General features: G+C 40.8%; 21 protein-coding genes. 9 read left to right on the top strand and 12 right to left on the bottom strand.

Features of this window, described 5'->3' with window-relative positions; all coding sequences use genetic code 11:
- Positions 1–107: 107 nt before the first annotated feature.
- The 3 genes from V7K56_RS02485 to V7K56_RS02475 all read right to left on the bottom strand — a co-directional run bounded on the left by V7K56_RS02485 (position 108) and on the right by V7K56_RS02475 (position 3,179).
- Positions 108–977: a polyphosphate kinase 2 family protein gene (locus V7K56_RS02485; RefSeq protein ID WP_334907264.1), complete on the bottom strand. Its 870-nt coding sequence runs from the start codon at positions 975–977 to the stop codon at positions 108–110.
- Positions 978–1,267: 290 nt separating this feature from the next.
- The gene (locus V7K56_RS02480) at positions 1,268–1,744 is read right to left on the bottom strand and encodes a hypothetical protein (RefSeq protein WP_334907262.1); all 477 of its coding nucleotides are present in this window, start codon (positions 1,742–1,744) and stop codon (positions 1,268–1,270) included.
- A 151-nt stretch (positions 1,745–1,895) separates the two neighbouring features.
- The gene (locus V7K56_RS02475; protein WP_334907260.1) at positions 1,896–3,179 is read right to left on the bottom strand and encodes a proton extrusion protein PcxA; all 1,284 of its coding nucleotides are present in this window, start codon (positions 3,177–3,179) and stop codon (positions 1,896–1,898) included.
- A gap of 523 nt (positions 3,180–3,702) precedes the next feature.
- On the opposite strand from V7K56_RS02475, the gene V7K56_RS02470 reads away from it, so the two are divergent.
- The 5 genes from V7K56_RS02470 (at position 3,703) to V7K56_RS02450 (ending at position 7,763) form a co-directional block, all read left to right on the top strand.
- Positions 3,703–4,890, top strand: coding sequence for a tetratricopeptide repeat protein (locus tag V7K56_RS02470; protein WP_334907258.1), 1,188 nt, complete (start codon positions 3,703–3,705; stop codon positions 4,888–4,890).
- Positions 4,891–4,983: 93 nt separating this feature from the next.
- A complete protein-coding gene (locus tag V7K56_RS02465; RefSeq protein ID WP_334907256.1) occupies positions 4,984–5,550 on the top strand; it encodes a Uma2 family endonuclease in 567 nt (188 codons plus the stop codon).
- 18 nt (positions 5,551–5,568) lie between these two features.
- Positions 5,569–5,754, top strand: a complete 186-nt coding sequence (locus V7K56_RS02460) for a hypothetical protein (RefSeq protein ID WP_334907254.1) — start codon at positions 5,569–5,571, stop codon at positions 5,752–5,754.
- 187 nt (positions 5,755–5,941) lie between these two features.
- Positions 5,942–7,075 (top strand): tetratricopeptide repeat protein, encoded by a 1,134-nt coding sequence (locus V7K56_RS02455; RefSeq protein ID WP_334907252.1) that lies wholly within the window; start codon positions 5,942–5,944, stop codon positions 7,073–7,075.
- Positions 7,076–7,199: 124 nt separating this feature from the next.
- Complete coding sequence (locus V7K56_RS02450; RefSeq protein WP_334907250.1) at positions 7,200–7,763, top strand: Uma2 family endonuclease; 564 nt, start codon at positions 7,200–7,202, stop codon at positions 7,761–7,763.
- Positions 7,764–7,778: 15 nt separating this feature from the next.
- Here V7K56_RS02450 and V7K56_RS02445 read toward each other — a convergent pair whose 3' ends face one another.
- On the bottom strand, positions 7,779–8,408 hold the full coding sequence (locus tag V7K56_RS02445; RefSeq protein WP_334907248.1) for a hypothetical protein: 630 nt from the start codon (positions 8,406–8,408) through the stop codon (positions 7,779–7,781).
- Between the two features lie 186 nt (positions 8,409–8,594).
- Positions 8,595–9,761 carry a pyridoxal phosphate-dependent aminotransferase gene (locus V7K56_RS02440; RefSeq protein ID WP_334907246.1) on the bottom strand — a complete coding sequence of 389 codons (1,167 nt, stop codon included), beginning with the start codon at positions 9,759–9,761 and terminating at the stop codon, positions 8,595–8,597.
- A 179-nt stretch (positions 9,762–9,940) separates the two neighbouring features.
- Between V7K56_RS02440 and V7K56_RS02435 the strand changes: the two genes are divergently transcribed.
- Together V7K56_RS02435 and V7K56_RS02430 are read left to right on the top strand one after the other, a co-directional pair.
- A complete protein-coding gene (locus V7K56_RS02435; RefSeq protein WP_334907244.1) occupies positions 9,941–10,558 on the top strand; it encodes a ribonuclease T2 family protein in 618 nt (205 codons plus the stop codon).
- A gap of 428 nt (positions 10,559–10,986) precedes the next feature.
- The gene (locus V7K56_RS02430; protein ID WP_334907242.1) at positions 10,987–12,447 is read left to right on the top strand and encodes an inorganic phosphate transporter; all 1,461 of its coding nucleotides are present in this window, start codon (positions 10,987–10,989) and stop codon (positions 12,445–12,447) included.
- Between the two features lie 74 nt (positions 12,448–12,521).
- Here the strand turns inward: V7K56_RS02430 and V7K56_RS02425 are convergent, their stop codons facing one another.
- Entirely contained in the window at positions 12,522–13,604 is a 1,083-nt protein-coding gene (locus V7K56_RS02425) for a class I fructose-bisphosphate aldolase (RefSeq protein ID WP_334907240.1), read from the bottom strand.
- Positions 13,605–13,969: 365 nt separating this feature from the next.
- Here V7K56_RS02425 and V7K56_RS02420 point away from each other — a divergent pair, with 365 nt between their 5' ends.
- A complete protein-coding gene (locus tag V7K56_RS02420; RefSeq protein WP_322691125.1) occupies positions 13,970–14,284 on the top strand; it encodes a hypothetical protein in 315 nt (104 codons plus the stop codon).
- Between the two features lie 32 nt (positions 14,285–14,316).
- On the opposite strand, the gene V7K56_RS02415 is transcribed toward V7K56_RS02420, so the two are convergent.
- The 4 genes from V7K56_RS02415 to V7K56_RS02400 all read right to left on the bottom strand — a co-directional run bounded on the left by V7K56_RS02415 (position 14,317) and on the right by V7K56_RS02400 (position 22,180).
- On the bottom strand, positions 14,317–16,800 hold the full coding sequence (locus V7K56_RS02415; RefSeq protein WP_334907236.1) for an AAA family ATPase: 2,484 nt from the start codon (positions 16,798–16,800) through the stop codon (positions 14,317–14,319).
- Between the two features lie 693 nt (positions 16,801–17,493).
- A complete protein-coding gene (locus tag V7K56_RS02410; protein ID WP_334907234.1) occupies positions 17,494–18,585 on the bottom strand; it encodes an ATP-binding protein in 1,092 nt (363 codons plus the stop codon).
- A gap of 428 nt (positions 18,586–19,013) precedes the next feature.
- Complete coding sequence (locus tag V7K56_RS02405) at positions 19,014–20,657, bottom strand: acetolactate synthase large subunit (RefSeq protein WP_334907232.1); 1,644 nt, start codon at positions 20,655–20,657, stop codon at positions 19,014–19,016.
- A 155-nt stretch (positions 20,658–20,812) separates the two neighbouring features.
- Positions 20,813–22,180: an NAD-dependent succinate-semialdehyde dehydrogenase gene (locus V7K56_RS02400; RefSeq protein WP_334907230.1), complete on the bottom strand. Its 1,368-nt coding sequence runs from the start codon at positions 22,178–22,180 to the stop codon at positions 20,813–20,815.
- 259 nt (positions 22,181–22,439) lie between these two features.
- On the opposite strand from V7K56_RS02400, the gene V7K56_RS02395 reads away from it, so the two are divergent.
- The gene (locus tag V7K56_RS02395; protein WP_334907228.1) at positions 22,440–23,063 is read left to right on the top strand and encodes a Uma2 family endonuclease; all 624 of its coding nucleotides are present in this window, start codon (positions 22,440–22,442) and stop codon (positions 23,061–23,063) included.
- A gap of 155 nt (positions 23,064–23,218) precedes the next feature.
- On the opposite strand, the gene V7K56_RS02390 is transcribed toward V7K56_RS02395, so the two are convergent.
- Positions 23,219–24,871 (bottom strand): adenylate/guanylate cyclase domain-containing protein, encoded by a 1,653-nt coding sequence (locus V7K56_RS02390; protein ID WP_334907226.1) that lies wholly within the window; start codon positions 24,869–24,871, stop codon positions 23,219–23,221.
- 142 nt (positions 24,872–25,013) lie between these two features.
- Positions 25,014–25,235, bottom strand: coding sequence for a hypothetical protein (locus V7K56_RS02385; protein WP_334907225.1), 222 nt, complete (start codon positions 25,233–25,235; stop codon positions 25,014–25,016).
- Positions 25,236–25,274: the final 39 nt, after the last annotated feature.

Here is a 25,274-nt window from a genome sequence, read left to right as displayed (position 1 = left end):
TAGTTACAAATAATATTAATAAATTTAAAAATCTTTATCCTTTTTTATATTTTACACTATATCTGAACTACTTCAGCATTTTTTGCTATATCTATCAAATTCACAGGTTAATCTTCCTGCTCTAGAAAACGTTTCGCCTCCAGAAGTTGCTGCTTATGTTCCTCACTAACTGTTGGGTATTGCAGATTGAGTTCTTCTAATTTTGTGCAGATGATATTGGCAACGATCAGGCGGGTAAACCATTTGCGATCGGCAGGAATAATATACCACGGTGCCCATTTAGTACTAGTATTATTAAAAACATCTTCATAAGCATTCATATAATCATCCCAAAAAGCTCGTTCTTGGACATCATTATCTGAAAACTTCCAATTTTTCTCAGGAGAGTTAATCCGTGCTAAAAAGCGTTTTTTCTGCTCTGACTTAGAGACATTTAGAAAAAACTTCAAAATAATTACACCATTATCAACCAAATATTTTTCAAAGTTATTAATTTCTTCAAAACGCTGTTTCCATATCTTTTTTCCATTAGGGAAGTGAGGAAGTTGTTGTTTTTGCAGCATTTCTGGATGGACGCGAACCACTAGTGTTTCTTCATAGTATGAACGGTTGAAAATGCCAATTCTTCCTCTTTCTGGCAGAGCTTTCATTGAACGCCATAAGTAGTCATGGTCTAATTCTTCCGCACTGGGGCCCTTAAAACTAAACACTTGAAATCCCTGCGGATTCACACCAGAGGTCACGTGTTTAATAGTGCTATCTTTGCCAGCAGCATCCAATGCCTGAAAAATAATTAACAAAGCATAGGTGTTTTGAGCATAGAGAATATTTTGGTAATTAGCTAGTCTTTGAATATCTGCCTGTAATTTGATTTTAGCATCACTTTTTTGATGAAAATCAGTCTTATAAGCTGGGTCATAGTTTTTCTTCAGAGAAATATTTGAACCTGGCGGAACAATGAAAGCATCATGATTCATGTATAAAGTCTCCTTACAGCTACTTAATACACAAGCACATTTTGAAGTATTAATTCCTGAAAGTTATAATTTATTAAAATTTTGATTCAAAATTCATAACTTTTAACCGATTCTGGTGATTTAACTTCCCAGAATTGGTCATCAACTAGTTTTGTGACTTTTTGTAAATTCCTATTAGAGATAGGAGTGAAATTAAATATGCGTTATTCAGAACTTTTGTAGAGAGATAGCATTGTTACCTCTCTACATTCTTTTTTACTGATATCTCAATGACAAAACTTAATTACGAATTACTTCCGTCGCTTTGATATAGGACGCATTGCTTCACGTCCCAAGATAAACATCCCTGTAATCCCTAAACAGACAAACCAAATATATTGATACCAATATTGCCGAATATGCACAACTGTACTGGTTTTTGGATGCAATGTGTTTAAGTATAGCAGCAGTACCAATATCATGAGTGCCCCAAAACCAACAAGGCTTAAGCCAACAAGAATTCGTGCGGAACGCAGTTCAAAATCACTAATAGTATTTAGGTCAATTTCTGCCAGTTCCTTAAAGGAGTCATCTGCCAAAGATGAGATTGCTTGGAATCTATTGCTCAGTTTTGGTGGCAAAATCGGCGACAGTTTCGCTACAGTTGGGCGACGAAGCAAAGCCTCAGTATCTCGCAGCAGTTCCAGCGGCTTACGGGTAGTAGTTGGTTGAGCAAACTCTATGTTGTCTGTAGGAGTTGAGGCATTAGCTTTGCTTTCAAAATCCATAGTATACTTCGGAAAAACCAGGATATACATAGCCTAGCGAATCAAAAGACAAATGCGTGAAAATAATTCGTAATTTGTAATTAATTGATTTATGAGAATAAATATATTCTTTGCTCAAAGTAAGTGAATTTGGATGTTAAATAATTAAAAATTACTCGTCCATCTCTTTTAATGTAGCTAATGCCGATGGAGATAAACGACTGAGATAGCGAAATATCCAGTATTTAAAGATAGTGTTTAAAATCACAGGAAATGTAGCAATAAAGAAAAAGATTAGATTTCTATCGGCTGGTAGACCTAAATGTTCTGCAAATCCCGCAAGAAGGACTTCCCACCCATCTGGTGAGTGAAATCCTACAAATATATCTGTAAACAGAATAATAAAAAAAGCCTTGGCACTATCGCTGAGACCAGAGACAATGGTATCCATAAAAGACTTAAGAATCACAATTTCTCTTTTGCTCATGGCGATAACTATACCAAAAGAAAAGAGTGATATTAAATCAGCAAAAACATTACTAATACTACTATTACTTTTTTTGCTAAATTCTTCAGATATTTCAATTGCTTTACTTTTAATTTTTTCTTGTGTTAGCTCTGAAGAAATTGGTGGTGCTTGATTAATAAAATATTCAAATCTCAATGCTTCTTGAAAATTATGTAATTCATGGAGAGCTTCTTTTTCCATGTCAGAATTGATGAATATTTTAGTTGTATTATCTCCTCTAACCCTTTCTAATATTGGAGTTACTATCAATTCTTTAGATAAATATTGAGTTAAAAGTGGTACAATAATGAGAACTATCAAAAATCGCAGGGCAATTATTGTTCTACCTTTAGAAATTCGATAATTTCTGACAAACTCTTCTTCTGTCTGCGGTGCAAAATCTGCTTGAATTTTATTAATTCTTCTGCCAATAGAGCTTGGAGCCGCTCCAGTCTTTTGAATTGGAGGTTTAACTTTAATTTCATCTATATTAGGTATTTTTAACTTTTTTTTGATTTCTTTCTCATTGATGTTTAAAGGCTGATAAGTTGAAGATAATGAAAGCTCGTCAATTGTTTCATATTTGATAGCGTACTTTTCTACTACTTCATCAATCACCTTCAATTTTTCTAACAAGACAGGATTAGAGATATTAATAATTCCTCGACTAAGCTGGAATTCTGCAAGCCTGATCTTAATAATAGTTAGGTTTTTATTAAGATATACTTGCCAATAAGACATAACATTTTCAGTATATTTTACTGATTGTGAAGATATTTTTTTACTATCAAAATGCTCGGTCTCAATGTTTTTAATTCTCTGAGCTGCTTGGTAAGCTTCTAAAAGTGCTCTTTCTGGTGTATCTAAAAACCAACGGTTAAGCGATCGCAAATATTTTTGGAAATTTTGGCGGAGTAATTTTGCTGTTCTGCTAAGTGAGTTTTTCATTACATATATTATGACTATTTAGATAATGTGTATTATAGTTATATAATCCAAAAAAATGGGTAAGAACAGCTAAATAGTTAGTCCAATCAAGATTCAGGTAACACTCCCTGATGCGATGTCTAAGGGCGGGCTACGCCTACGCTAGCAATTTTATATTACCTGTAAAATTAGATGGATTAGCATAAATTGACACTGGTTATATTAGGTTGGCAGTTTTCCGTTACACTGTCATCATTGACACTAGTTGTCAGTGTTTCTGTCTTATTCAAAAGCCTTGATTGTAACATTTCACAATCAAAGCAAATTTTCCACTATGTAGAGTCTATCACTATCAAAGAAAATAGGAAGTAGAGATATTGCTTTCTCATCTCCCTTATCGTACATTCAAGGGTTCAAGACCCCAACCATACACGTAGCATATTTTGAGTCGGGGTTTAAATCTCCAACTCAAAATGTCTTGAATTTTGAATTTTGAATTGTTAACCCCCTCATTTCCCTCATCCCCACTCCCAAGCTGTAAATTATGAGTTTGAGTCTATGCATGATTGTGAAAAACGAAGCAGCAACACTGCCTAAATGCTTGAGCAGTGTGAGAAAAGTAGTGGATGAAATGATAGTCTTGGATACAGGCTCAATTGATCGCACTCCTAATATTGCCCAACAACTCGGTGCAAAAGTCCATCATTTTAAATGGTGTAATGACTTCAGTGCTGCCCGCAATGCGGCTCTCAAATATGTCACTAGTGATTGGATTTTGGTATTAGATGCTGATGAAACTCTGACTCCAGCAATTGTACCGCAGTTACGAGAGGCGATCGCAACAGATGAATATTTGCTGATCAACCTCGTCCGCCAGGAAGTTGGTGCAGAACAATCTCCCTATTCTCTGGTTTCCAGGCTATTCCGCAATCATCCAGACATTCGTTTTGACCGTCCTTACCATGCCTTGGTAGATGATAGTGTGTCAGAAATTTTAACCAGAGAACCCCATTGGCAAATAGGTTATTTACCTGGCGTTGCCCTTGTACATACAGGATATCAAAAAAGTGTGATCGCTCAAAATAACAAATATGCCAAAGCCGCTACGGCGATGGAAGGGTTTTTTGCAACTCATCCTAACGATCCCTATGTTTGCAGTAAATTAGGGGCGTTGTATGTGCAAACTGGGAAAATTTCTCAAGGTATGGATTTACTGAGACGAGGAATCACCCTTGCTGAAGACAACTACGACATTTTATATGAACTCCACTATCATTTAGGCATTGCCTACAGTCGGTTGCAAAAATCCCCACAAGCAATTTCTCACTATCAAGCTGCGATCAAATTGCCAATTTATCCCATGCTCAAGTTAGGAGCATACAACAACTTGGGTAACTTACTCAAAGCAGCAGGAGATTTCAACGGCGCGAAAACTGCTTATACCACAGCTTTGAAAATCGATCCCACTTTTGTTTTTGGACATTATAATTTGGCGATGACATTTAAGGCTTTGGGTTTATTTGCAGATGCGATCGTATATTATCAACATGCAATCACCTTAAATCCTAACTATGCCGAAGCATATCAAAATTTAGGAGTAGTATTGCTGAAAATTGGCAATCATCAAGATAGTTTAACAGCTTTTAACAAAGCGATCGCCCTTCATGAAAGGTATAATCCCGAAGAGGCGAAGAGGCTACGCCAGGGATTGCAGGAGATGAAATTGATGTAGGGCATTGGGCATTGGGCATGGGGCATTGGGCATTGACAAATGACAAATGACAAATGACATTAAGATATTATTATCAATATTTCAGAGGTTTCGATGAGCCAAACCATTGATGAACGGATACGCTGGACAAGTGCAGACTTAGAGTTATTGCCAGATAACGGTAATCGCTACGAAATTATCGATGGGGAATTATTTGTGACTAGGGCACCTCATTGGGGACATCAAAAAGCCACAGCAAATATTTGTGGAGAATTAAGAGGTTGGTCGCTCTCATCAGGTCTTGGTGAAGCTGTTCCTAATCCAGGAATTATTTTTACTGACGCAGATAACGTTATTCCTGATGTGGTTTGGGTAAGTAAAGAACGCCTCGCCATTTTACTTGATAATGAAGGACATTTAACGGGAGCGCCAGAACTGGTTGTAGAAGTACTTTCCCCTGGAGTCCAAAACGAGCGACGCGATCGCCAAGTCAAGTTAAAATTATATGCTTCTAGAGGAGTTCAAGAATATTGGATTTTGAACTGGCAATTACAACAAGTTGAAGTCTATCGCCGAGAAAAAGCAGTTCTGAAATTAGTGGCAACATTATTCGCAACAGATGACCTCTCTTCACCTCTGTTACCAAATTTTGTTTGCAGCGTGGCGCGGTTGTTTGTGTAAATACGTGGAACTTCAAGCTTGGTTCTCGAAAGTTCCAGTTCGGAACATGAAGCTTCAGCTTCGCAAGCTGAAAGTTTAGTCTCAGAAAGTGGAACTTCAGCTTCAGAACTCGGAACTTCAGGCTTAGAACTCAAAACTTCAGGCTTAGAACTCGGAACTTCAGGCTTAGAACTCGGAACTACTAGCTCGGAACAGAAAACATAAGGCTGAGAACCCTGAACATCAGGTTAAAAGACTTGCAATTAAAAAAATGTCCAGTAGCGTAATGCACGATCTTACATATTGTGGTGCTTAGAGATAAATCGGCATAAAGTTCCTTAGTAAGCCTGTATTATTTTGTATAAATACTCAACAATAACATTTATTCTTTATGTTATTTATAAGACAATTCTTGTTTCCTCAATTGTCGATAGGGGTTGCAAAAGCCTTTGCCATAGCAACCTTGACTACATTTACTACTACTGCGACCATCAATCAGCCTAGTTATGCTAGCGACATAAATTTCTTGGGAATTCGTCTAACTGATGCTCCCAAAGTTGTAACACTTACGGCTAAAGACTTTTTTAATCAGGGTTTGGATAAGCAAAAGAAAGGAGATTTGCAAGGAGCGATCGCAGCTTATACTGAAGCAATTCGCCTCAATCCTAACTATGCCCTAGCCTACATCAACCGGGGTGTTGCCCGCGCTAAATTGGGAGATAACAAGGGGGCAATCGAAGATTACAACCAAGCTTTGCGGATTAATCCCAACTATGCCCAAGCTTACTACAATCGGGGTGTTGTCCGCGCTGATTTGGGAGATCAAAAGGGAGCAATCGAAGACTATAACCAAGCTTTGCGGATTAATCCCAACTATGCCCTAGCCTACTACAACCGGGGAAATGCCCGCGCTGATTTGGGAGATAAAAAGAGGGCAATGGAAGATTTCAACCAAGCTTTGCGGATTGATCCCAACTATGCCGAAGCCTACACCAACCGGGGTGTTGTCCGCGCCCAATTGGGAGATAAAAAGGGGGCAATGGAAGATTTCAACCAAGCTTTGCGGATTGATCCCAACGATGGCCAAACTTACTACAATCGGGGAAATGCCCGCGTTCATTTCGGAGATAACAAAGGGGCAATGGAAGATTTCAACCAAGTTTTGCGGATTAATCCCAACTATGCCGAAGCTTACGGTAATCGGGGTATTGTCCGCGCTAAATTGGGAGATAACAAGAGGGCAATGGAAGATTACAACCAAGCTTTGCGGATTAATCCCAACTATGCCATAGCTTACAGCAACCGGGGTCTTGCCCGCGTTCATTTCGGAGATAACAAAGGGGCAATGGAAGATTACAACCAAGCTTTGCGGATTAATCCCAACGATGCCATAGCTTACTACAATCGGGGCATTGTCCGCGCTAAATTTAAAGATAACAACGGGGCAATTACTGACTTGCAACAAGCCGCAGATATCTTTAAACAACAAGGAAAAATAGAGGATTACCAAAAAACACTGGAAATCATCAACCAACTTCAGAAGTAGATACTTGAGGTGTTGCATCTGTGCAGGATGATTTTGATGGTTTTCTTGCACCAAGCGATTTCTAATCGCCAAGGGTAGGTATTGCTAGACTAAAAGCATTCCCGTTTGCTTTTCTTCAGGAGCCATGTCCACAGTAGTTAGGCAATCCTTGACACTGGAGGAGTTTCTCGACCTACCAGAAACAAAACCTGCCAGCGAATATATCAACGGTAAGATTATTACTAAGCCAATGCCAAAAGGGAAGCATAGTCGATTGCAGTTAAGATTGTGCAACAGTATCAATGATGTTACCGAAAGTCTCAAGAGTGCCTATGCCTTTCCCGAACTACGCTGTAGTTTTGGTATCCGTTCAATAGTACCTGATGTAGCAGTCTTTATCTGGTCGCGTATTCCCTTTGCTGCTGATGGGGAAGTACCTAATGATTTTCTGCTTTCTCCAGATTGGACAATTGAAATTCTTTCCCCAGAACAAAGTTCAAATCGAGTCACAGGCAATATTCTCTATTGCTTAGATCATGGTTGCCAATTAGGTTGGTTGATAGACCCAGAAGATCGTTCCATTTTGGTCTTCTGTCCCAATCAACAACCAGAACTTTTGCAGGGTGATCAGCGTTTGCCAGTGTTAGTCGGGATAGACTTGGAGTTAACAGTTGCTCAGGTGTTTGGTTGGCTAAAAATGAGTAATTAGCTCGACTTTATCTATTTAGCCTTGCATCAAAATTCCTACTAAAATCTGCATCAAGATTTCCAAATCAGTTGGTACCCGATACAACATTAAATCTTGACTCACTTTCCTCTCTTGGCGATCAAAACTACCAAACTGCCAAATATCCCCAGTAGTTACAGCACCATACAAGATTAGCTCATCTGATTCTACCCATGTATCCAAGGCAATCAACTCCGTCGCTAACTGAGTAAATCCCCGTGTTAAGTCTGCCTGTTTTGCTTCTACCACTAAGACATTGTGTTTTGACTGAAGATAGTAATCTAAGTCACCTCTAAGATACTGGTTAACCTCAATCGGGTACTCAATATTAACTATTGCTTTTGTGATGTGGGCTACTTCTAATAAGATGGGTGCGATTAGTACCTCTCGTCTAGCCGCTTCACTAGTTAAACTAACACGAGCGATCGCTTCTTCTAGCCGTTGTTGTAAGTCTGGTAGTCGAGTCAGTAATTCTGAAGCAGCGACAGGTAAATTGATTGAAGATTTAGTTAAAGTTACTCCTAATTCCCGCAAAATATCAGCGGGAGCGAATTTCATTTGGAAATAGCTGCGGAATGTGTAGAATTCATTTGGTTTAAGTATCGGGGGACGGTGACGTTCAGTCATAACAAAATCCGCAGTTATGATATTAAAATTATTTTTATTCGTTTGATTGCAACGAATCAAGAATACAATAACGTAACTTAAGGTTTGGAACTTCAAGCTTGAAAATGAACTCCACCTTTTCTGAGTCGAAAAAGTGGAGTAAAAAAGTATAAGAGTTGATAAATTCTCCTTACAAATGACAACCAACTAAATACGCGACTTGACAAATTTCTCTAATCTATCCATTCCTTTTTCAATCGTCGCCATATCTGTGGCGTAGGAAAGGCGGATATTTTCATCAGCGCCAAAAGCAATTCCGGGAATGACTGCAACTTGATGTTCTTCCAACAAAGCGTCACAAAATCCTAGAGATTTTAGACCGGTTTTGCTGATATCAGGGAACAGATAAAAAGCGCCATCTGGTTTTGCAGTACTCAATCCGGGAATGGCGTTGAGTCTGTCTAACATTACCTGTCGGCGTTTGGCGAAGGCTTGGCGCATTTCTTCGACACAATCTTGAGAACTCTGTAGCGCCGCGATCGCACCATATTGGGCAAAGGTACATACGTTAGATGTACTATGCCCTTGAATGGTACTGGCTGCTTTAATAATTTCCACAGGCCCTGCTAAATAACCGATACGCCACCCAGTCATGGAGTAAGCCTTCGCGAACCCATTACTAATCAAAGTGCGGTCAAAAATTTCCTTCCCCAAAGAACCGATGCTGATATGTTCTGCACCGTCGTAGAGAATCTTTTCGTAAATCTCATCAGAGACAACAAAGATATCTGCATCAACTACTACCTGCGCCAGTGCTTTAATTTCATCTGGTGTGTAAACCATGCCTGTGGGATTAGATGGGGAGTTGAGGATAAATAACTTCGTCTTTGGTGTGATTGCTTTACGGAGTTGTTCAGGAGTAATTTTATAACCCGTCGTTGCATCTGTAGGGACAATCACTGAAACTCCACCGACCAAAGTCACCATTTCGGGATAACTTAGCCAGTAAGGAGCGGGGATAATTACCTCATCACCTGGATCGATCAATGCCACAATTAAGTTGTATAGAGAATGCTTACCGCCATTGGTGACAATCACATTCTCTGACTTGTAATCAAGACCGTTGTCGGTTTTAAGCTTGTGGGCGATCGCTTCCCTTAACTTTGGTTCTCCGGCGGCTGCACCATACTTGGTTTTGCCTTCATCCAAAGCTTTGACTGCTGCGGTCTTAATATGCGCCGGAGTATCAAAATCTGGTTCTCCAGCGCTAAAACTACAAACATCTATTCCATCTGCCTTCAGTGCCTTAGCCTTGGCTGCGATCGCTAAGGTTAATGAAGGTGTTACCTGACTTACTCTTGCTGCCAGCTTCATTCTTACTATTTTTGGCAAATCTTTCACTTATTTAAGGATATCCCAGAATCCCTACCAAGATTTGCTTTTTCTGAATTCGTTGAGGATTGGAGACTGGGAAAGAATTTCTGAACTTTGATTATTGACTCTTGATAATGTATCGTATATAACTTTATTTTTAGTGGAAACTAACTGTTTTTATGCAGATTAAGAAACTTTTAATTGCATCTTCTCTGCTAATTACTGGTCTTTTTATACCTAATGCTGCCATTGCTCAAAATCGCGGTACTCCGGGTAAATTTGATTTTTATGTCCTTACACTCTCTTGGTCGCCGGATTATTGTGCGACAAATGGTAATCGTGACCAGCAGCAGTGCGGTTCTGGAAGGAAACTTGGTTTTGTACTACATGGTTTGTGGCCGCAATATCAAACTGGTTATCCTGCTAATTGTTCCACGCAAAAATTACCGTCGGAAGTAAAGCGGCGGTTTCCCAATTTGTATCCTAGTAATAAACTTTACGATCATGAGTGGGAAAAACACGGTACTTGTTCGGGGAAAACTCCTGCGGAATACTTGGGATTGAGTAAACAATTAAAAGATGCGATCGCTATTCCCGCAGCTTATAATCGTCCTAATAAACCCGTACGTACCACAATTACAAATTTTAAAAATTCATTTGTGAGTGCGAATAATCAAATTACTGCTGATGGTGTAGCACCTTTTTGTTCAGGTTCAGGAAGATTTTTGCAAGAAGTCTTCTTTTGTTATTCCAAAAACGGCGAACCTGGTATTTGTAGCGCCGAGATTTTAAAGTGATCGCAAAAAAGTTGTGGTCAGCCAGATTTCTTAGTGAGAAACGTTAGATAACAACAAGCGAGTGCTACCAAATAAGGTATGCATTAGGCATGGAAAAAGGCAGAGGGGAAAGACTTGCTATAATTTCCCCTTGCTCCCTCACTCTTTGCAAATATGATTTGAAATTTCTTAATTTATTATTTACTGTTTCTTATTTATTTCTTAACCTAACTACTGTAATCTTCAATTGGAATTAGAACCATTCTTAATTTCAAGATAACAGATGTAATCAAAGAGTATGTTCAGGAAAAGGTTGTATTTATAACCATAACTTTTTGTATAGCTCGCTGAATTACAATAACTCCAGGTTTTTTCCCAGTTTTAATAGTTTTTTGCAACACAGATTATTTTTATCAGGCTGCATTCTTGTGTTTTAGTAGGAGTGCTAAATGGAATACTTATTTCTGGCATTGGTGCTGGGTCTGGCACTCAGCTTCGAGTTTGTCAACGGCTTTCATGATACTGCAAATGCAGTTGCCACAGTCATTTACACTAACACCTTGAAGCCAAATATTGCCGTTGTTTGGTCAGGCTGTTGGAACCTAATTGGTGTGCTGACATCAACTGGAGCCGTTGCTTTTGGTATTATTGCCCTGCTTCCGGTTGAGTTGGTACTCAATGTTGGCTCAAGTGCAGGCTTCGCAATGGTTTTTGCACTTTTGATTTCAGCAATCATGTGGAACTTGGGAACCTGGTACTTGGGCTTACCTGCATCCAGTTCACACACATTGATTGGCTCGATCATGGGTGTTGGTTTAGCAAATTCAATGTTATCTTCAGGTCATATTTTTGGCGAGGGTGTAAATTGGTCAAAGGCACAGGAAGTTTTCACATCGCTACTGGTTTCGCCAATTGTTGGATTTACCTGCGCCGCACTGCTGTTAATACTAGCGAAGATACTAATCAAACGACCAGAGTTATACCGTGCGCCAGATCATGGTAAAGCACCGCCGCCTTGGATACGTGCTTTGTTAATCTTGACATGTACTGGTGTCAGCTTTGCCCACGGTTCAAATGATGGTCAAAAAGGTATGGGGCTGATTATGCTCATCTTAGTGGGCATTCTTCCAGGGATGTTTGCACTGAATATAGATACTAATGCAGGAGCGATCGCTCAGTTGGCTGCTACGTCCAACTCTGTAGTTTCAGTGCTGCAACAACCAGTACTTGGAACATTCTCAAACAACCAAAACATCACAAATGAGCTTTCCGACTTCCTCAAGCCAAGCAACGAAGCCACCAAAAAAACATTACCAGCCCTTGCTGCCAAGAGTCGTACAATCAAAGATAAGCTTGCTGGTAAGACTAGTTTCAAGCAGCTTTCAAAGGATGAGCTTGGCTCATTACGAACCGATATGTATCTAGTAGCTGGAACAATTGCAAAGTTGGACAAACAGAAAAAATTAACCGATACCAAACAAGAAGAGGTGCTTACCAGTTATAAAACGCAGTTGGATAAAGTAACCAAATTCATTCCCAATTGGGTAAAATTTGCCGTTGCCATTGCACTAGGTCTTGGCACAATGATTGGTTGGAAGCGGATCGTAGTGACAGTAGGTGAAAAGATTGGCAAAGACCACCTTACTTACGCTCAAGGAGCTTCTGCCGAGTTAGTAGCTATGACAACCATTGGTGCTGCGGATTACTTTGGTCTACCAGTCAGCACTACTCACGTGCTGTCATCTGGTGTAGCAGGTACAATGGCGGCGAACCATTCGGGTTTGCAAATGGACACTCTGAGAAATTTGCTGCTAGCCTGGGTGCTGACACTGCCAGTTTGCGTACTGCTTGGTTCTGCTACATACGCAGGGGGCTTGTATATAGTCTTAAATATTCTGGGTTTGAAGTAGGACAATGGGACATTGAAAAGTAAAAAGGCAAAAGATTCTTTTCTTTTTACTTTTGCCTTTTACCTTTTGACTTCCTAAGCTATCGTCACATCTGGCGACAAGTAAACATCCTGAATGCTGTGAAACAGTTTTACACCTTCCTCAAAAGGACGTTGGAAGGTCTTTCGCCCAGAAATTAATCCTGAACCACCAGCGCGTTTGTTGATTACGGCAGTGCGTATTGCTTCGGCGAAATCATTTTTACCAGTCGCGCCACCAGAATTAATCAACCCCACACGCCCAGAGTAGCAATTCAGTACTTGGTAACGAGTTAAATCAATTGGGTGATCAGTTGTCAGTTCTGTGTAAACACGCTCATCGGTTTTGCCGTAACTTTTACCACTGGCTTTGGCAACTGCACCGTAACCATTGTTATTTTCGGGTAACTTTTGCTTAATGATGTCGGCTTCAATTGTTACACCCAAATGATTCGCTTGTCCGGTGAGGTCAGCTGCAAGGTGGTAATCTTTATCTTGTTTAAAAGCATTGTTCCGCAGATAACACCAGAGAATAGTCACTAAACCGAGTTCATGGGCGCGTTTAAAAGCTCGGCTGATTTCTTGGATTTGCCTGGTAGACTGCTCTGAGCCAAAGTAAATTGTCGCACCGACGGCGGCGGCCCCTAAATTCCAAGCTTGTTCGACATCAGCAAACAATACCTGGTCAAATTGATTGGGGAAAGTTAGCAATTCGTTGTGATTGATTTTGACAATAAAGGGAATTTTATGGGCATATTTGCGCGAAACTATACCTAATGTTCCCAAAGTGGTAGCAACAGCGTTGCAATCTGCGGCGATCGCTAACTTAACAATATTTTCTGGATCGAAGTAAATCGGATTGGGCGCAAAAGACGCACCTGCTGAGTGTTCAATCCCTTGGTCTACCGGTAAAATCGAGAGATAACCTGTGTTTGCCAGACGACCAGTAGAATAAAGTAACTGGAGATTACGCAATACTTGAGGATTGCGATCGCTGTTAAGCCAGATTCGATCTACAAAGTCTGGGCCCGGCAAATGTATTAAATCACGAGAAACTTTTGCTTTGTAAGTAAGCAGGTCTTCAGCCTCTTTACCTAGCAATGACTCAATAGAATTAGCCTCTTTGAGCGTTGTAGTCATAGTATTATCCTCAAAGTTTGAGCAAATGACTTTGCCTTTAAGATAGCATTTCTAATATTGCTAACTTGGTTGTACGAAGATTAGTGATATGTCTTCTTTCTGAAGATATAGCAATCTTATTGTATAAATGAAAATCAAAAGGCTCCGATTCCCCACTTACTTTTAAGAAGTCGGGAATCTTGTTGTGAATGATTAAGTAGGGCTATACTACCGGAAGTATTCAATTAACTTTCGGAATTAATGTTTTCAATTCAGTTATCAACTTCAGACAGTACAATCATACTATCTGGCGCTCATAGTTGAAAATTGAAAACCCATCTTCCCCCGATTGGAGTAATAATTTTGAACAGAATAAATACAATTCTATGAGTAAGTTTCAAATCGATATCGACTTCAGCAATATAGATTTAGCTTCCCTTGAGACAGAAGAAGATTTTCAAAGAGAAGCAAAAATGTTACTCCCAAAGGCACTGGTCAAACTAGGTGAAAGTGTGGGTGAAAAGACTTGGGAAGAATTACAGCAAAAGCTGCAAGGAACTGGAGGTAAACTCAAATCTTCTCCCAGCGAGAAACGTAGGTTTATTCAAGAAACTGGAAGAACTTATCAACGAAATGCTAGTAATAGAGAAAAACAAGAACTAGAAGACTATATAGTAGAGCAATTACGTCAGCACAAATAGTATTTGTCATCAGTTAACTTATCAGACATGATTCAAATAAACCAGCAGCGAATCAACTCCACCTGGAAGCCATAGCCGTCGTTAACTTCCTCAATTAACTCCCGTTGCAACAGCAATTTGAGTGTAATATCAGCATCAGGAAACTGTTGCAATAAAGTTTGGCGGCTAACTATAGCCCCTTCCCCTTGAGCGGCGATAAAACGTAGAATAGCTTGTCCAGTGGCGTCTACTTGATTGTTTTGAATGTCAGCGAAGAAAAAGCCACCACTTTGCAAAGCTGCTGGTATCGCTGCTTCCACATCTGCTAAAGTTGCCAATCGCCGGATAGAGGGGTCTTGTTCGTTCTTAAGGACAATAATTTCCGCGCAGAGTAGTTGTACTAAGAACGGGTGACAACGGGTGAGCTGTAGCACTCGCTCAACGGCGTTGGGTTCATAGCGCAGAGTAAAATCTTTGACGGGACGTTCAATTAATTGTCGTGCTTCCGCTTCTTTGAGGTAGGAGATATGCACAACTTGGACATTAATAAGATAACTAGCCCAGCGCTGATATTCTTCGATAGTATGGGAGCCAGCCAATAACACCTTGAAGCGGGGACGATGTTGGATAAGGTGACGCAGCATTCCCAAAACATCCTGTTCATCAAAGCGACCTTTGGCTATGGCGTTCTCTAGCACCTCGAATTCATCTAGCGCTAGTAAGGCGGTATTTTGTTCTAGAGCCTGTTCTACTTTATCTAGCCATTCATCGAAATAGGTGAAGGGGTCAGCTATTAACACTTCGCGGGTTAGAGACGGTAGAGTTACACCTTGCTTTTTCGCTGACTTATCCATATCTTTAGCCAGGTTGTAGAGAAAACCTGCATGGTCACTAGCTGATGAAGGTGCGCCTTGCAAGTCTACAAACATTGGGATGATGGAATTGGGTAGTAACTTTCCGATGTTATTGAGGAGGGAAGTTTTACCCATACGTCGCTGACCGTATAGTAGCAGAGGTGGACGACGGCGATCTAAAAGCAACTGCTCAATGCGTAAGCCAATGTCATCACGCCCCGTGAAAATTTCTTGCTCTAGTGTGAGCGGTACACCAATAAGATAAGGGTTGTCAATTTCTTTGTTTTGTTCAACTTTGATAGCCAGTTCTTCTATATATTTGTTGATTATCTCCAGCCATCTTTTAGCAAAAGGTAGAAAGAAAGGAGCATATTTATTATTACTACGATTGAAGCTTTCTAATTGTTCATTTAACTTTTCTGCTACAGCTTTAAGAGCTATACGCTGGTTGTAATTACTTCTTTGTTCTAATGCTGCGTTTACATCCTGACTGATGCGAGTAAAGATGCGTAGCACAGAATTAATTGAGTTCCCTAATTCATCAATTTCTATGGTGCGATGAACCTGACGTATAGCTTCTACATCACCACAGTTTCTTAGGCTTAGTGCATCTTTGCAAATTTGAACAACCCAATTTTGGAGACTTTCATTGAGATAATCAATGGCTGCTTCACCCTCACTTGGGTTATGTTCTATCACTAAAAGTAAGTACTTCTCTAAGCCATATAAAGGTATGCGCTGCAATTGATCCCAAAAGGCTGAATGATAGCGTAATGAACTTGAATACTCATCGGTACTTCTCTCAATTTGTTGAGAAGGGAAAGGTAATATTGACTCTGGAAATGTCTCATTGTTGAGCCTTTGATTAATTCGATAAGGAAATATATTAGACAATCTTAAGAAAATGGAAGGCTGGTTGATGCGGTTTTTTTCCAACCGATAAAGTGCTAAATTCCATAATTGGAGTAATGGGTATAAAACTACTGGTCGCCATAAGTTGATAGTGATACCTAGAAAGAACAGCACAGCAGAAGTAACACCATACACAATGCCTAACGCTACACCATCTACTAAACTACCAACTACACCAAAGCCTAGACCTCCTGGTATACCGAAGAACAAGCCTGCTATCATCAGCGTATTGAAATATTCATCATCAATTTTTTCTGCCACGCCTGACGCCACGCCTAACGCCACGCCTAACGCCACGCCTAACGCCACGCCTAACGCCACGCCTGACGCCACGCCTGACGCCACGCCTGACGCCACGCCTGACGCCACGCCTGACGCCACGCCGAATGCTACGCCAAACGCTACGCCTGACGCCACGCCTGACGCCACGCCTGATGCCACGCCTGATGCTACGCAAAAAGCTATATTTGCGATTGGTTCACCCAATGTCCACAGCACCAAGCCCAATAATAAGTTAACTAGGATAGGTAAGATAAAATATCCCTGGATAAAGAGCTGCCACAGAGCAAGGTTCCGCCATTGCCCTTGTCTCAACAAGATAATTAGAGAGGAGTTAGAGTCTAAAGCAGGGTCGATACGCTCAAGGTGGTTACGCAACGCTGAAGGACGGAAAAACAGCCAGAAAAGTAGTTGCAGGCTACCCAGTATCAAATTTGGGTAGTGTTGGGGTACGTGAGTATAGGCATTATCTGTAACACGAGTAGGTGTCATGTCGATTTTTCTATTTCCCTACCTTTGTTACAGGATTTTTATGGTTTGGGCTTTTGTATCCTATTTGAGAATAATTCTGCGCCTACGTAAATCAGCGATGTAATCAAGAAACCTAATAGTTTTTGGATTATTAGCTGACTTAAGTTTTAGATATGGCTAACTTATGATTAATTTTTAGTTGACTTTTTTAATGACTGTGCTATTTTTAATTCAGGTAAACAGTCAAAAGTGCCCAACTTAATCAGGCACGGGCACTTATGCTGCCTCTGAACCCTCTCCTTAAGGGCTGAGTCCAGAAGTCTAAAAACTTTTGAAAGATAAGGAGAGTTCAGTGTCTCGTTTTTACCGACTGTTAATTATCGCGATGCTAGGTTATGGTGTCATTTCTGGTGACATCAAATTAAATGACCCTGTTCTTATTCCAGTTGTTATCGAACTGATTAAGATTGAGGAGCCACCTAGTAAAAGCGATAGATGAATAAGTAACCTTGCCTAGCTTGGTTTAGCAATTGTTATGTCTGTATTTGACTACTCACTAGGCGAGGTGACGACTCTCCTAGTTTTTTTGTGCAAACCGCAAGCATAATTAGGTTTACTCATTTACATCTTTATAATAAAGCTTATTATAGCTGAATCGTTGGTTGACTTTTAGTTGACTTATGGATGTTAAGATGTACTGATTTATCGTAGCGCTTAACTAAATAAATCAGTAAACGCCTTTATCTGTCTTAAGCCTTCTTCCCGCCAATTATCATCATTCTCCCCTTCTTCTAAGTTAAATAATCTTTCTCTACACAGAATTTGCAACAACAGTGGCCAGCAACAACTTTGTGTCAAAATCCACTCTACATCTTTATCAGTGAAAGCAATCGGCGAACTTACAATCAATTCCCGCGCTTCTGTCTGAGTCAATGCTTCCAGATATGCGGTGTAGCCGAAAATATTGAAAAAGGGTGAACTGTGTCCTGTGTTATGCGCCAGTTCCATCGGTGATTCAGGGGTAGCTAAGACAAATGCTAGATTCCCTCCTGTATGGTTAGTTGCTAAGGAACGCAAACTTTCCCAAAAGCCATCATCTAATTCTGGACAGCGTTGCAAGCCAACGCCAATCTCATCTAATAAGATGACTGTGGGAGAATGCAAATTATCGCTGACTACATCCATGAAACGATCTAAATCGCAAGGTATCGGCACTTGCATCTTCAGTGATTCTAGGATGTACTTTAGTAGTCCTTCTCGGCTTTGCATTCGTGCGTCTTGCAAGTCTACAAAAATCCAACGATAATTTTCTGGATGCGGTAGCCAATCAGATTTTTGCTCAGGACGCAACTGTTCTGCTGGGGTGGTGGTGATATTTTTGAGGTAGTGCAGCAGGGATGTTTTACCGCTACGCTTTTTGCCGATAATGGCGGCATTTTGTAGGGGATGGCGTTTGAGTAAGTTGAAGAGGCGTTTTAATTCTTTCTCTCGTCCAAAAAAGTAACGTGGTTGGGTGATGGGTGCGCCAGTGATGAAGGGTGATGCTTCCCCGTTAATTGGCTGAGGTTTAGGCGGTTGAGTTTCTGGTTCTTTGTATGCAATGTCTTGCCACTCTAACCCCAGCTTTTTGCTAAATTCTACAAAATTCTGATAGTCAACAGGTTCGCCATTAAGAAACTTTTTGACTGTGGATAGAGAAATTTCTAATTCATCAGCCAATGATTGCTGGCTACGATAGCCATTGCGCTGAGGTGCTGACTTAACTTTATTAATATACTCTGGGGCTACTCGGAGCGATCGCGCCATTACTCCTTATATGAAATACTACTTAATATTCTAGCTCTTTTAAGAGACTTAAAGTCAACAATAAATCAGCTAAAAGTCAACTATTTATCAACGCATAGTCAATATTGCTACTCAGCCAGATGCCAATCTAGCTTACCAAGACCGTTACAACAGCGTACCAACTGGCCAAATGTGTTGGGCATTTAACTTGATTTGGGGACTGAGGGGAATACTGGATTGGTAGGTAAGCTCAAGTTTACACCAATACCTGTGTTGCATCCGATTATGGGGAGTACAAATAAAAAGAAGTTAGGAATAAATAACTCCTAATACCAATTTTCTAAGAGGCTGCACAAAATTAGGCTTGGTAAGACTTGGGGCTTGAGCAAATTGTTCTATGCAACCTCACAGGTAATCGGTATAACTCTTAACTCCTAACTTTTAACTTTTTACAGCGCACAACTCAACTCGCCGGCTCTTTGACTGAAGCGGTGATTTTCCCGATAGTCCACGGGACAATCTATCACGGCAGGTACATCTTGAGCGAGGGCTTCTTTCAAAGTGGGAATCAAATCTAAAGCCGATTCAACTCGGTAGCCTTTTAAACCCATGCTTTCAGCTAATTTGACAAAATCAGGATTGCTAAAATGCACAAAGGATGAGTTTCCTTTGCCAAATTGATTTTCTTGCTTCCACTCAATTAACCCATAGCCACCATCATTGAAAATTATCGTGACAAAGGGCGTACCGACACGCAAGGCTGTTTCTAATTCTTGAGAATTCATCATAAAGCCACCATCGCCTGTGACAGCAACGACTTTGCGCTTGGGATGAACGAGTTTTGCAGCTAAAGCGCCAGGAATAGCAATACCCATAGCTGCGAAGCCGTTGGAAATTATGCAAGTATTAGGGCTATGGCAATGATAATGACGAGCCATCCACATTTTATGTGCGCCAACATCAGAGATGACGATATCATCTGGGCCCATCACTTGCCGTAAGTCATAAATTAACTTTTGCGGCTTAATTGGAAATTCGTCATCATGGGCATACTGTTCGTAATCAGCGCGAATATCTGACCTTAAGCTAATAGCAAAGGGATCGGGTTTGCCTTGTCTATCTGCTAATTTTAAAATTTCATAAAGGGAATCTGAAATATCTCCCACAACTTCGGCATTGGGAATATAACTACTATCAATTTCTGCCGGATTTACCCCAATATGCACAATCGGAATTTCACCATTACGATTCCATTTCTTCGGGGAAAACTCAATCAAATCATAGCCGATCGCAATTACTAAATCTGTATTATCAAAAGCACAGGTAATGAAGTCTCTTTGCTGTAACCCCACTGACCACAAAGCTAGTTGATGTGTGTAGGGAATCACGCCTTTACCCATGAAGCTATTAGCAACAGGTATATTCAGTAAGGTGGCAAATTGCGTGACTGCATCACTGGCATGAGCACGAATTGCCCCATTTCCAACTAAGATTAATGGATTAACTGCTTGGCAAATTGCAGCTGCTGCTGCCCGAATACTAGCAAAAGATGCATAAGTTTTTTCGCTATTATCCTTACGCAAAGGGTTGCCTTCTACAGGCATGGCAGCAATATTTTCTGGTAAATCAATGTGAACTGCACCGGGTTTTTCAGATTGCGATCGCTTAAATGCTTTTCGTACTACTTCAGGTGTAATACTCGGTCGCACAATCTGCTTATTCCACTTGGTAACAGGTGCAAACATTGCCACCAAATCTAAATATTGATGGGATTCAATATGCATTCTATCTGTTCCCACTTGACCGGTAATCGCTACTAAAGGCGCACCATCGAGGTTAGCATCTGCTACCCCAGTCATCAAGTTGGTTGCTCCAGGACCAAGAGTAGAAAGACACACTCCGGCTTTTCCTGTTAAGCGTCCATAGACATCGGCCATGAATGCTGCACCCTGTTCATGACGAGTCGTAATAAATTTAATCGAAGAATTTTTTAACGCTTCCAAAACGTGAAGGTTTTCTTCACCAGGAAGTCCAAAAATGTATTGCACTCCTTCATTTTCTAGGCACTGCACCAATAACTCTGCTGTATTCATTTTATTTTCTGACAACTCTATTAACGAATAAGACTTTTGTCCTCTCTTACAAAGTTCTGATCCAAGGAAGCCTTGGCTCAGACTTTGCGCTTTGTCATTTGTCTTTTGTTCTTTAACTAATGACCAATGACCAATGACTAATGACTAATGACTAATCACTTCACCCACACAGTTTTAACATTGACAAACTCATGTATACCTTGGATACTCAATTCTCTGCCATATCCAGAACGCTTGATGCCACCAAAGGGCAACCGAGGATCGGATTTGACCATACCATTGATAAACACGGCACCTGCTTCGATTTCTTCAACCAAGCGATCGCTCTCTTGGTCGTTGGTTGTCCAAGCACTTGCACCTAAGCCAAAGGGTGAGTCATTGGCGAGTTTAATGGCAGCATCGATATCTGGAACCCGGAATAACAAGGCTACTGGGCCGAAGAATTCTTCTTTGGCAATTGGTGTGTTAGGGGGGATATCTATGATAATCGTTGGCGGATAAAAGTTTCCTGGACGATCTGATAAAGGATGTCCGCCGATGATCACTTTACCACCGCTGCTAATAGCACCTTCCACTTGTTGGTCTAAATCCTGGAGAATCCCAGGTGTTGCTAGTGGGCCTAAATCGGTATCTGGTTGCATAGGATCGCCTACTTTCAGCGCCTCAAATTTTTCTAAAAGCAATTTTTCAAATTTGTCTGCGATCGCTTCTGTGACAATAAAACGTTTCGCTGCAATACATGATTGCCCGTTATTTAACATCCGCGCTGTAGTAGCTGTGACAACTGCTGTCTCTAAGTCAGCACTTTCTAACACAATAAATGGGTCACTTCCTCCTAATTCCAAAACTGTTTTTTTAATTTGTTTGCCGGCAGCGACGGCGAGGGATGCGCCGGCTGGTTCGCTTCCGGTCAAGGTAGCAGCTTTTACGCGGTCATCAGCCATCAAATCGGCAACTTTGGCAGCGTCTATTAATAGAGTTTGAAAAGCACCTTCAGGAAAACCTGCCCGTCGGATAATATCTTCAATTGCCAAGGCGCACTGCGGCACGTTGGAAGCATGTTTGAGTAAGCCGACATTTCCCGCCATCAGGGCTGGTGCCGCAAAGCGAAAAACTTGCCAAAAAGGAAAATTCCACGGCATCACCGCGAGAATTGCACCCATTGGTTGATAACGTACAAAACTTTGGCTGGCATCAGTTTTTATACTGACATCAGCAAGAAAATCAGGGGCGTGTTCGGCATAGTAGCGACAGACGAGGGCGCATTTTTCGACTTCTGCGATCGCAGCTTTAAATGGTTTACCCATTTCTAGAGTCATCGACTTAGCAAATTCTGCTTTATCTTGCTCTAAAATATCAGCAGCCTTTTGCAGCCACTGCGCTCGCTCAGAGAAACTAGTCTGGCGATAGTGTTCAAAAGCCTGATTAGCCAAATCGAGTTTAGCGTTGATTTCTGCATCATTGAGCGCCTCAAAGGTTTTGAGCGTCTCCCCAGTGGCGGGATTAATGGTGGCGATCGCCATTACCTGACCTCCCGTTAAAAAATAGCTTTGTTAGGCTTCTTAGTGTTACACAGATCAATTCTGGAAGCTACCACCCAAATTCTAGTCTTATAACCCAGAATTGGTTGCTGAATATTACAATTTTGCAATTATTTTAGAAATAAAATATACCAATCAATAAGTATTAATAGTGATAAAATAAATGCAAGTAGAGTTGCTAGAATTCAGACAATTGCAGCATTTCAATTCTCAACCATGCAAGCCATAGAGGAATTAAGCTATGACTCAAGCTTTACGCAAACTAGTTACATTTGATGAATTCGTTGCTAAATATCCAGATAACACTCTTAAACGTTACGAACTATATGACGGAGTGGTAGTCGAAATGCCCCAACCAACAGGCGGCCATGAAGAGGTTGTTGTATTTTTATCTACAAAAATTACTTTAGAATATAGTCGCCTCAGTCTGCCCTATGGTATACCAAAAACAGTATTAGTTAAACCACTTGAAAACGAATCAGCTTACTCGCCAGATGTGCTACTCCTAAATCTTCCTAATTTAATTAATGAACCTCAGTGGAAAAAAGAATCAACTGTTACTCAAGCAGCATCTATTTCTTTAGTGGTTGAGGTAGTAAGTACTAATTGGCGTGATGATTATCTAAAAAAATACGCCGACTATGAACAAATGGGAATTCCTGAATACTGGATTATTGATTATGCTGCATTAGGCGGTAGAGAATTTATTGGCAAGCCCAAACAACCTACTATTTTGGTTTGCTGTTTAGAAGAAGGTGAGTATCGCGTTAGTAAGTTTCGAGGAGATGACCGTATCCAGTCGCCAACATTTCCAGAGTTTAATTTGACCGCAGAGCAAATTTTTCGCGCTGGCACAGTCAGCTAAATTGAGCATGAAACTATTCAACTTTTCATAGAGAGAGGCTGTCACAGCTATGTATAGCAGATTTATCCTAACCAGGATAGTTAGATATTTTTTATTTGGAAGCCTTTAAGGTAATTCATAATTAGTGATTTTTTATTCCCCATTATGCCCAATCCCTAAAAATTAATGATTGGAGCAATGATTGTTGGCACTGGCTGCAATTTTGTTTGATAAACTTTAACTAATCGCTCAATACCTTTGAAACGATAATCTCCCATTTCTTGGAAGTCTGAGGGTTGGGAAAGCATTGTATGGGTGGCTTCACTAATCACGCATTCACTAGGGGGACAAACTGCTTCCATCCGAGCAGCAAGATTAATCGTCGCGCCTAATGCCGTATAATCTACCCTTTGGGAACTACCGACATCTCCCACCACAGCTTTACCGCTATTAATTGCAATACGTAATTGCAGGGGTTCGTGCCAAAAACCATTGGAATTAAGATGTTCGAGACGAGTAAGCATTCCTTTGGCAGCAGTAACAGCGCGATCGGCATGATCTGCTTGCGGTTCTGGAGCGCCAAAAAATGCCATAATACAATCGCCAATATATTTATCTAAAGTGCCGCCGCAAGCAAACACTTCTTTTAGCATTTCTTCAAATAAATTATTTAATAGTTGAGCGATCGCAGTTGGTGTTAACCTTTCAGAAATTGCCGTAAAGCCAACTAAATCAGCAAACAAAATACTGATTTCGCTTTCGGTGGGAGCTAAACGACCACTCGGTAATCCGCCTATAGATATCAACTGCTGTACAACTGCTGGAGAATGATAGCGTTCTAGTCGGTGACGAATCATCTCTTCAGTTTTGAGTTTCTCTACTAATAGCCAACGCTGCACGCTAGAAGCTACAAGGTTTGCTAAAGCTGAAAAAAAACTTAATTCTTCCTCGCCTTCATTTGCCCAATGGTAAGAAGAAAGATTGGCATCGGCATACAGTACGCCCACAACTTTATTTTCATCCCATAAAGGCACTGCCATCGCGCTGCGAATGCCTTTGACTAAAATACTCTGTTCGCTAGCAAACCGTTCATCCTGATGAGTATCAGCAGTTTGAATGACTACTTTTTCGTCAAAGACCTTTTGACAGATACTACGACTAATCCAACTACCATCAGAGGGGAGATGTTTCTGTTGGGAAACGTTTCTAGTGGCAGCATTCATTAATTCCAACTGACCGCGACCATTGACATCAATTAATAATGCCAAGCGATCAATACTATCAAGGTAACGAAAAACTACTTGCTGCACCTGAGAAAAAATCTCTTCTATAGACGCGGCTGCACAGAGATTTTTTGCTATGTCCACTAAGTCTTTGAGACGGGCAATGGTTTTATCCTTATTATTGATGTCGCCATCTTTACTATCAGGTGCAATCCATTGCTGTTGTAGTTGTTCAACATTATGAAGGATTGTTCTTTGCTCATTAATGTCCGAAATTTCGGGATACTCAGGTGTTGGTTGAGAAACAGGGGTTGTAAGCAGTACAACTAGGCTGATATTGCCCAGCCAAACGATATCGCCGTGATGTAACTCTTGGGGATAGTTAACAAGATATTTATTAACTTGCGTCCCGTTTTTGCTGCCCAGATCCTCAATAGTCCACACACCGTCAGCCGTTTTTACCAAGCGAGCATGGTTGCGGGATACTCCACCAAAAGGTAAGTACAAGTTACATTCCGGCAAACGACCAATCGTAAATACATCTTGGTCAACTGCAATTGTTGTCTCGGTATCTCCTTCTTGTAGGCGTAGCATGAGTTCAGTCATGAGTGTGATCCGATCCATCGAAGCTATAGGTCAAGCAACTTTAAGGTAAGTTATACCCTACAGGTTAACCTTCACCTTTTCTTTATGACATTGCTAACTGCATTCCGACAACTGTATGTGACAGATATTACAGCGTATTGGATTAAAAGTCTCTGCGTTTAGCACAACGGCGCGATGCCGATGAACGAGCGCTAGGTTTCTCGCCATTGGTGGCAGGTGGCGCTGCTTTACGTTTAGCCGATGTCTGTGGTAAAGATTTAGGAGTACGAGCCGGACACTTATCATCTCCAGGTTTGGCTCTGTGTTGCCGTCCATTTAGGATTGGTTCGGGGTTAGTATTGGGGTTGGGCACAAAGCCAGGCACTGTGTTGTGTTAAATTGGCATTACCTGCTTGTAAAGCAA

This window comes from Nostoc sp. (assembly GCF_036917535.1).
Classification (GTDB): domain Bacteria; phylum Cyanobacteriota; class Cyanobacteriia; order Cyanobacteriales; family Nostocaceae; genus Nostoc.
Note: the sequence above shows the minus strand (reverse complement) of the source record. Positions and strands in the feature narration are given on the sequence as shown.

Excerpts from the sequence above, each read along its gene's own strand:
- V7K56_RS02425 (WP_334907240.1), bottom strand. The coding sequence starts at position 13,604 with ATGACTACAACGCTCAAAGAGGCTAATTCTATTGAGTCATTGCTAGGT.
- V7K56_RS02485 (WP_334907264.1), bottom strand. The coding sequence starts at position 977 with ATGAATCATGATGCTTTCATTGTTCCGCCAGGTTCAAATATTTCTCTG.
- V7K56_RS02445 (WP_334907248.1), bottom strand. The coding sequence starts at position 8,408 with ATGACTGAACGTCACCGTCCCCCGATACTTAAACCAAATGAATTCTAC.
- V7K56_RS02430 (WP_334907242.1), top strand. The coding sequence starts at position 10,987 with ATGGAATACTTATTTCTGGCATTGGTGCTGGGTCTGGCACTCAGCTTC.
- V7K56_RS02395 (WP_334907228.1), top strand. The coding sequence starts at position 22,440 with ATGACTCAAGCTTTACGCAAACTAGTTACATTTGATGAATTCGTTGCT.
- V7K56_RS02480 (WP_334907262.1), bottom strand. The coding sequence starts at position 1,744 with ATGGATTTTGAAAGCAAAGCTAATGCCTCAACTCCTACAGACAACATA.
- V7K56_RS02470 (WP_334907258.1), top strand. The coding sequence starts at position 3,703 with ATGAGTTTGAGTCTATGCATGATTGTGAAAAACGAAGCAGCAACACTG.
- V7K56_RS02405 (WP_334907232.1), bottom strand. The coding sequence starts at position 20,657 with ATGAATACAGCAGAGTTATTGGTGCAGTGCCTAGAAAATGAAGGAGTG.
- V7K56_RS02450 (WP_334907250.1), top strand. The coding sequence starts at position 7,200 with ATGTCCACAGTAGTTAGGCAATCCTTGACACTGGAGGAGTTTCTCGAC.
- V7K56_RS02415 (WP_334907236.1), bottom strand. The coding sequence starts at position 16,800 with ATGACACCTACTCGTGTTACAGATAATGCCTATACTCACGTACCCCAA.
- V7K56_RS02465 (WP_334907256.1), top strand. The coding sequence starts at position 4,984 with ATGAGCCAAACCATTGATGAACGGATACGCTGGACAAGTGCAGACTTA.
- V7K56_RS02400 (WP_334907230.1), bottom strand. The coding sequence starts at position 22,180 with ATGGCGATCGCCACCATTAATCCCGCCACTGGGGAGACGCTCAAAACC.
- V7K56_RS02440 (WP_334907246.1), bottom strand. The coding sequence starts at position 9,761 with ATGAAGCTGGCAGCAAGAGTAAGTCAGGTAACACCTTCATTAACCTTA.
- V7K56_RS02410 (WP_334907234.1), bottom strand. The coding sequence starts at position 18,585 with ATGGCGCGATCGCTCCGAGTAGCCCCAGAGTATATTAATAAAGTTAAG.
- V7K56_RS02390 (WP_334907226.1), bottom strand. The coding sequence starts at position 24,871 with ATGACTGAACTCATGCTACGCCTACAAGAAGGAGATACCGAGACAACA.
- V7K56_RS02435 (WP_334907244.1), top strand. The coding sequence starts at position 9,941 with ATGCAGATTAAGAAACTTTTAATTGCATCTTCTCTGCTAATTACTGGT.
- V7K56_RS02475 (WP_334907260.1), bottom strand. The coding sequence starts at position 3,179 with ATGAAAAACTCACTTAGCAGAACAGCAAAATTACTCCGCCAAAATTTC.
- V7K56_RS02420 (WP_322691125.1), top strand. The coding sequence starts at position 13,970 with ATGAGTAAGTTTCAAATCGATATCGACTTCAGCAATATAGATTTAGCT.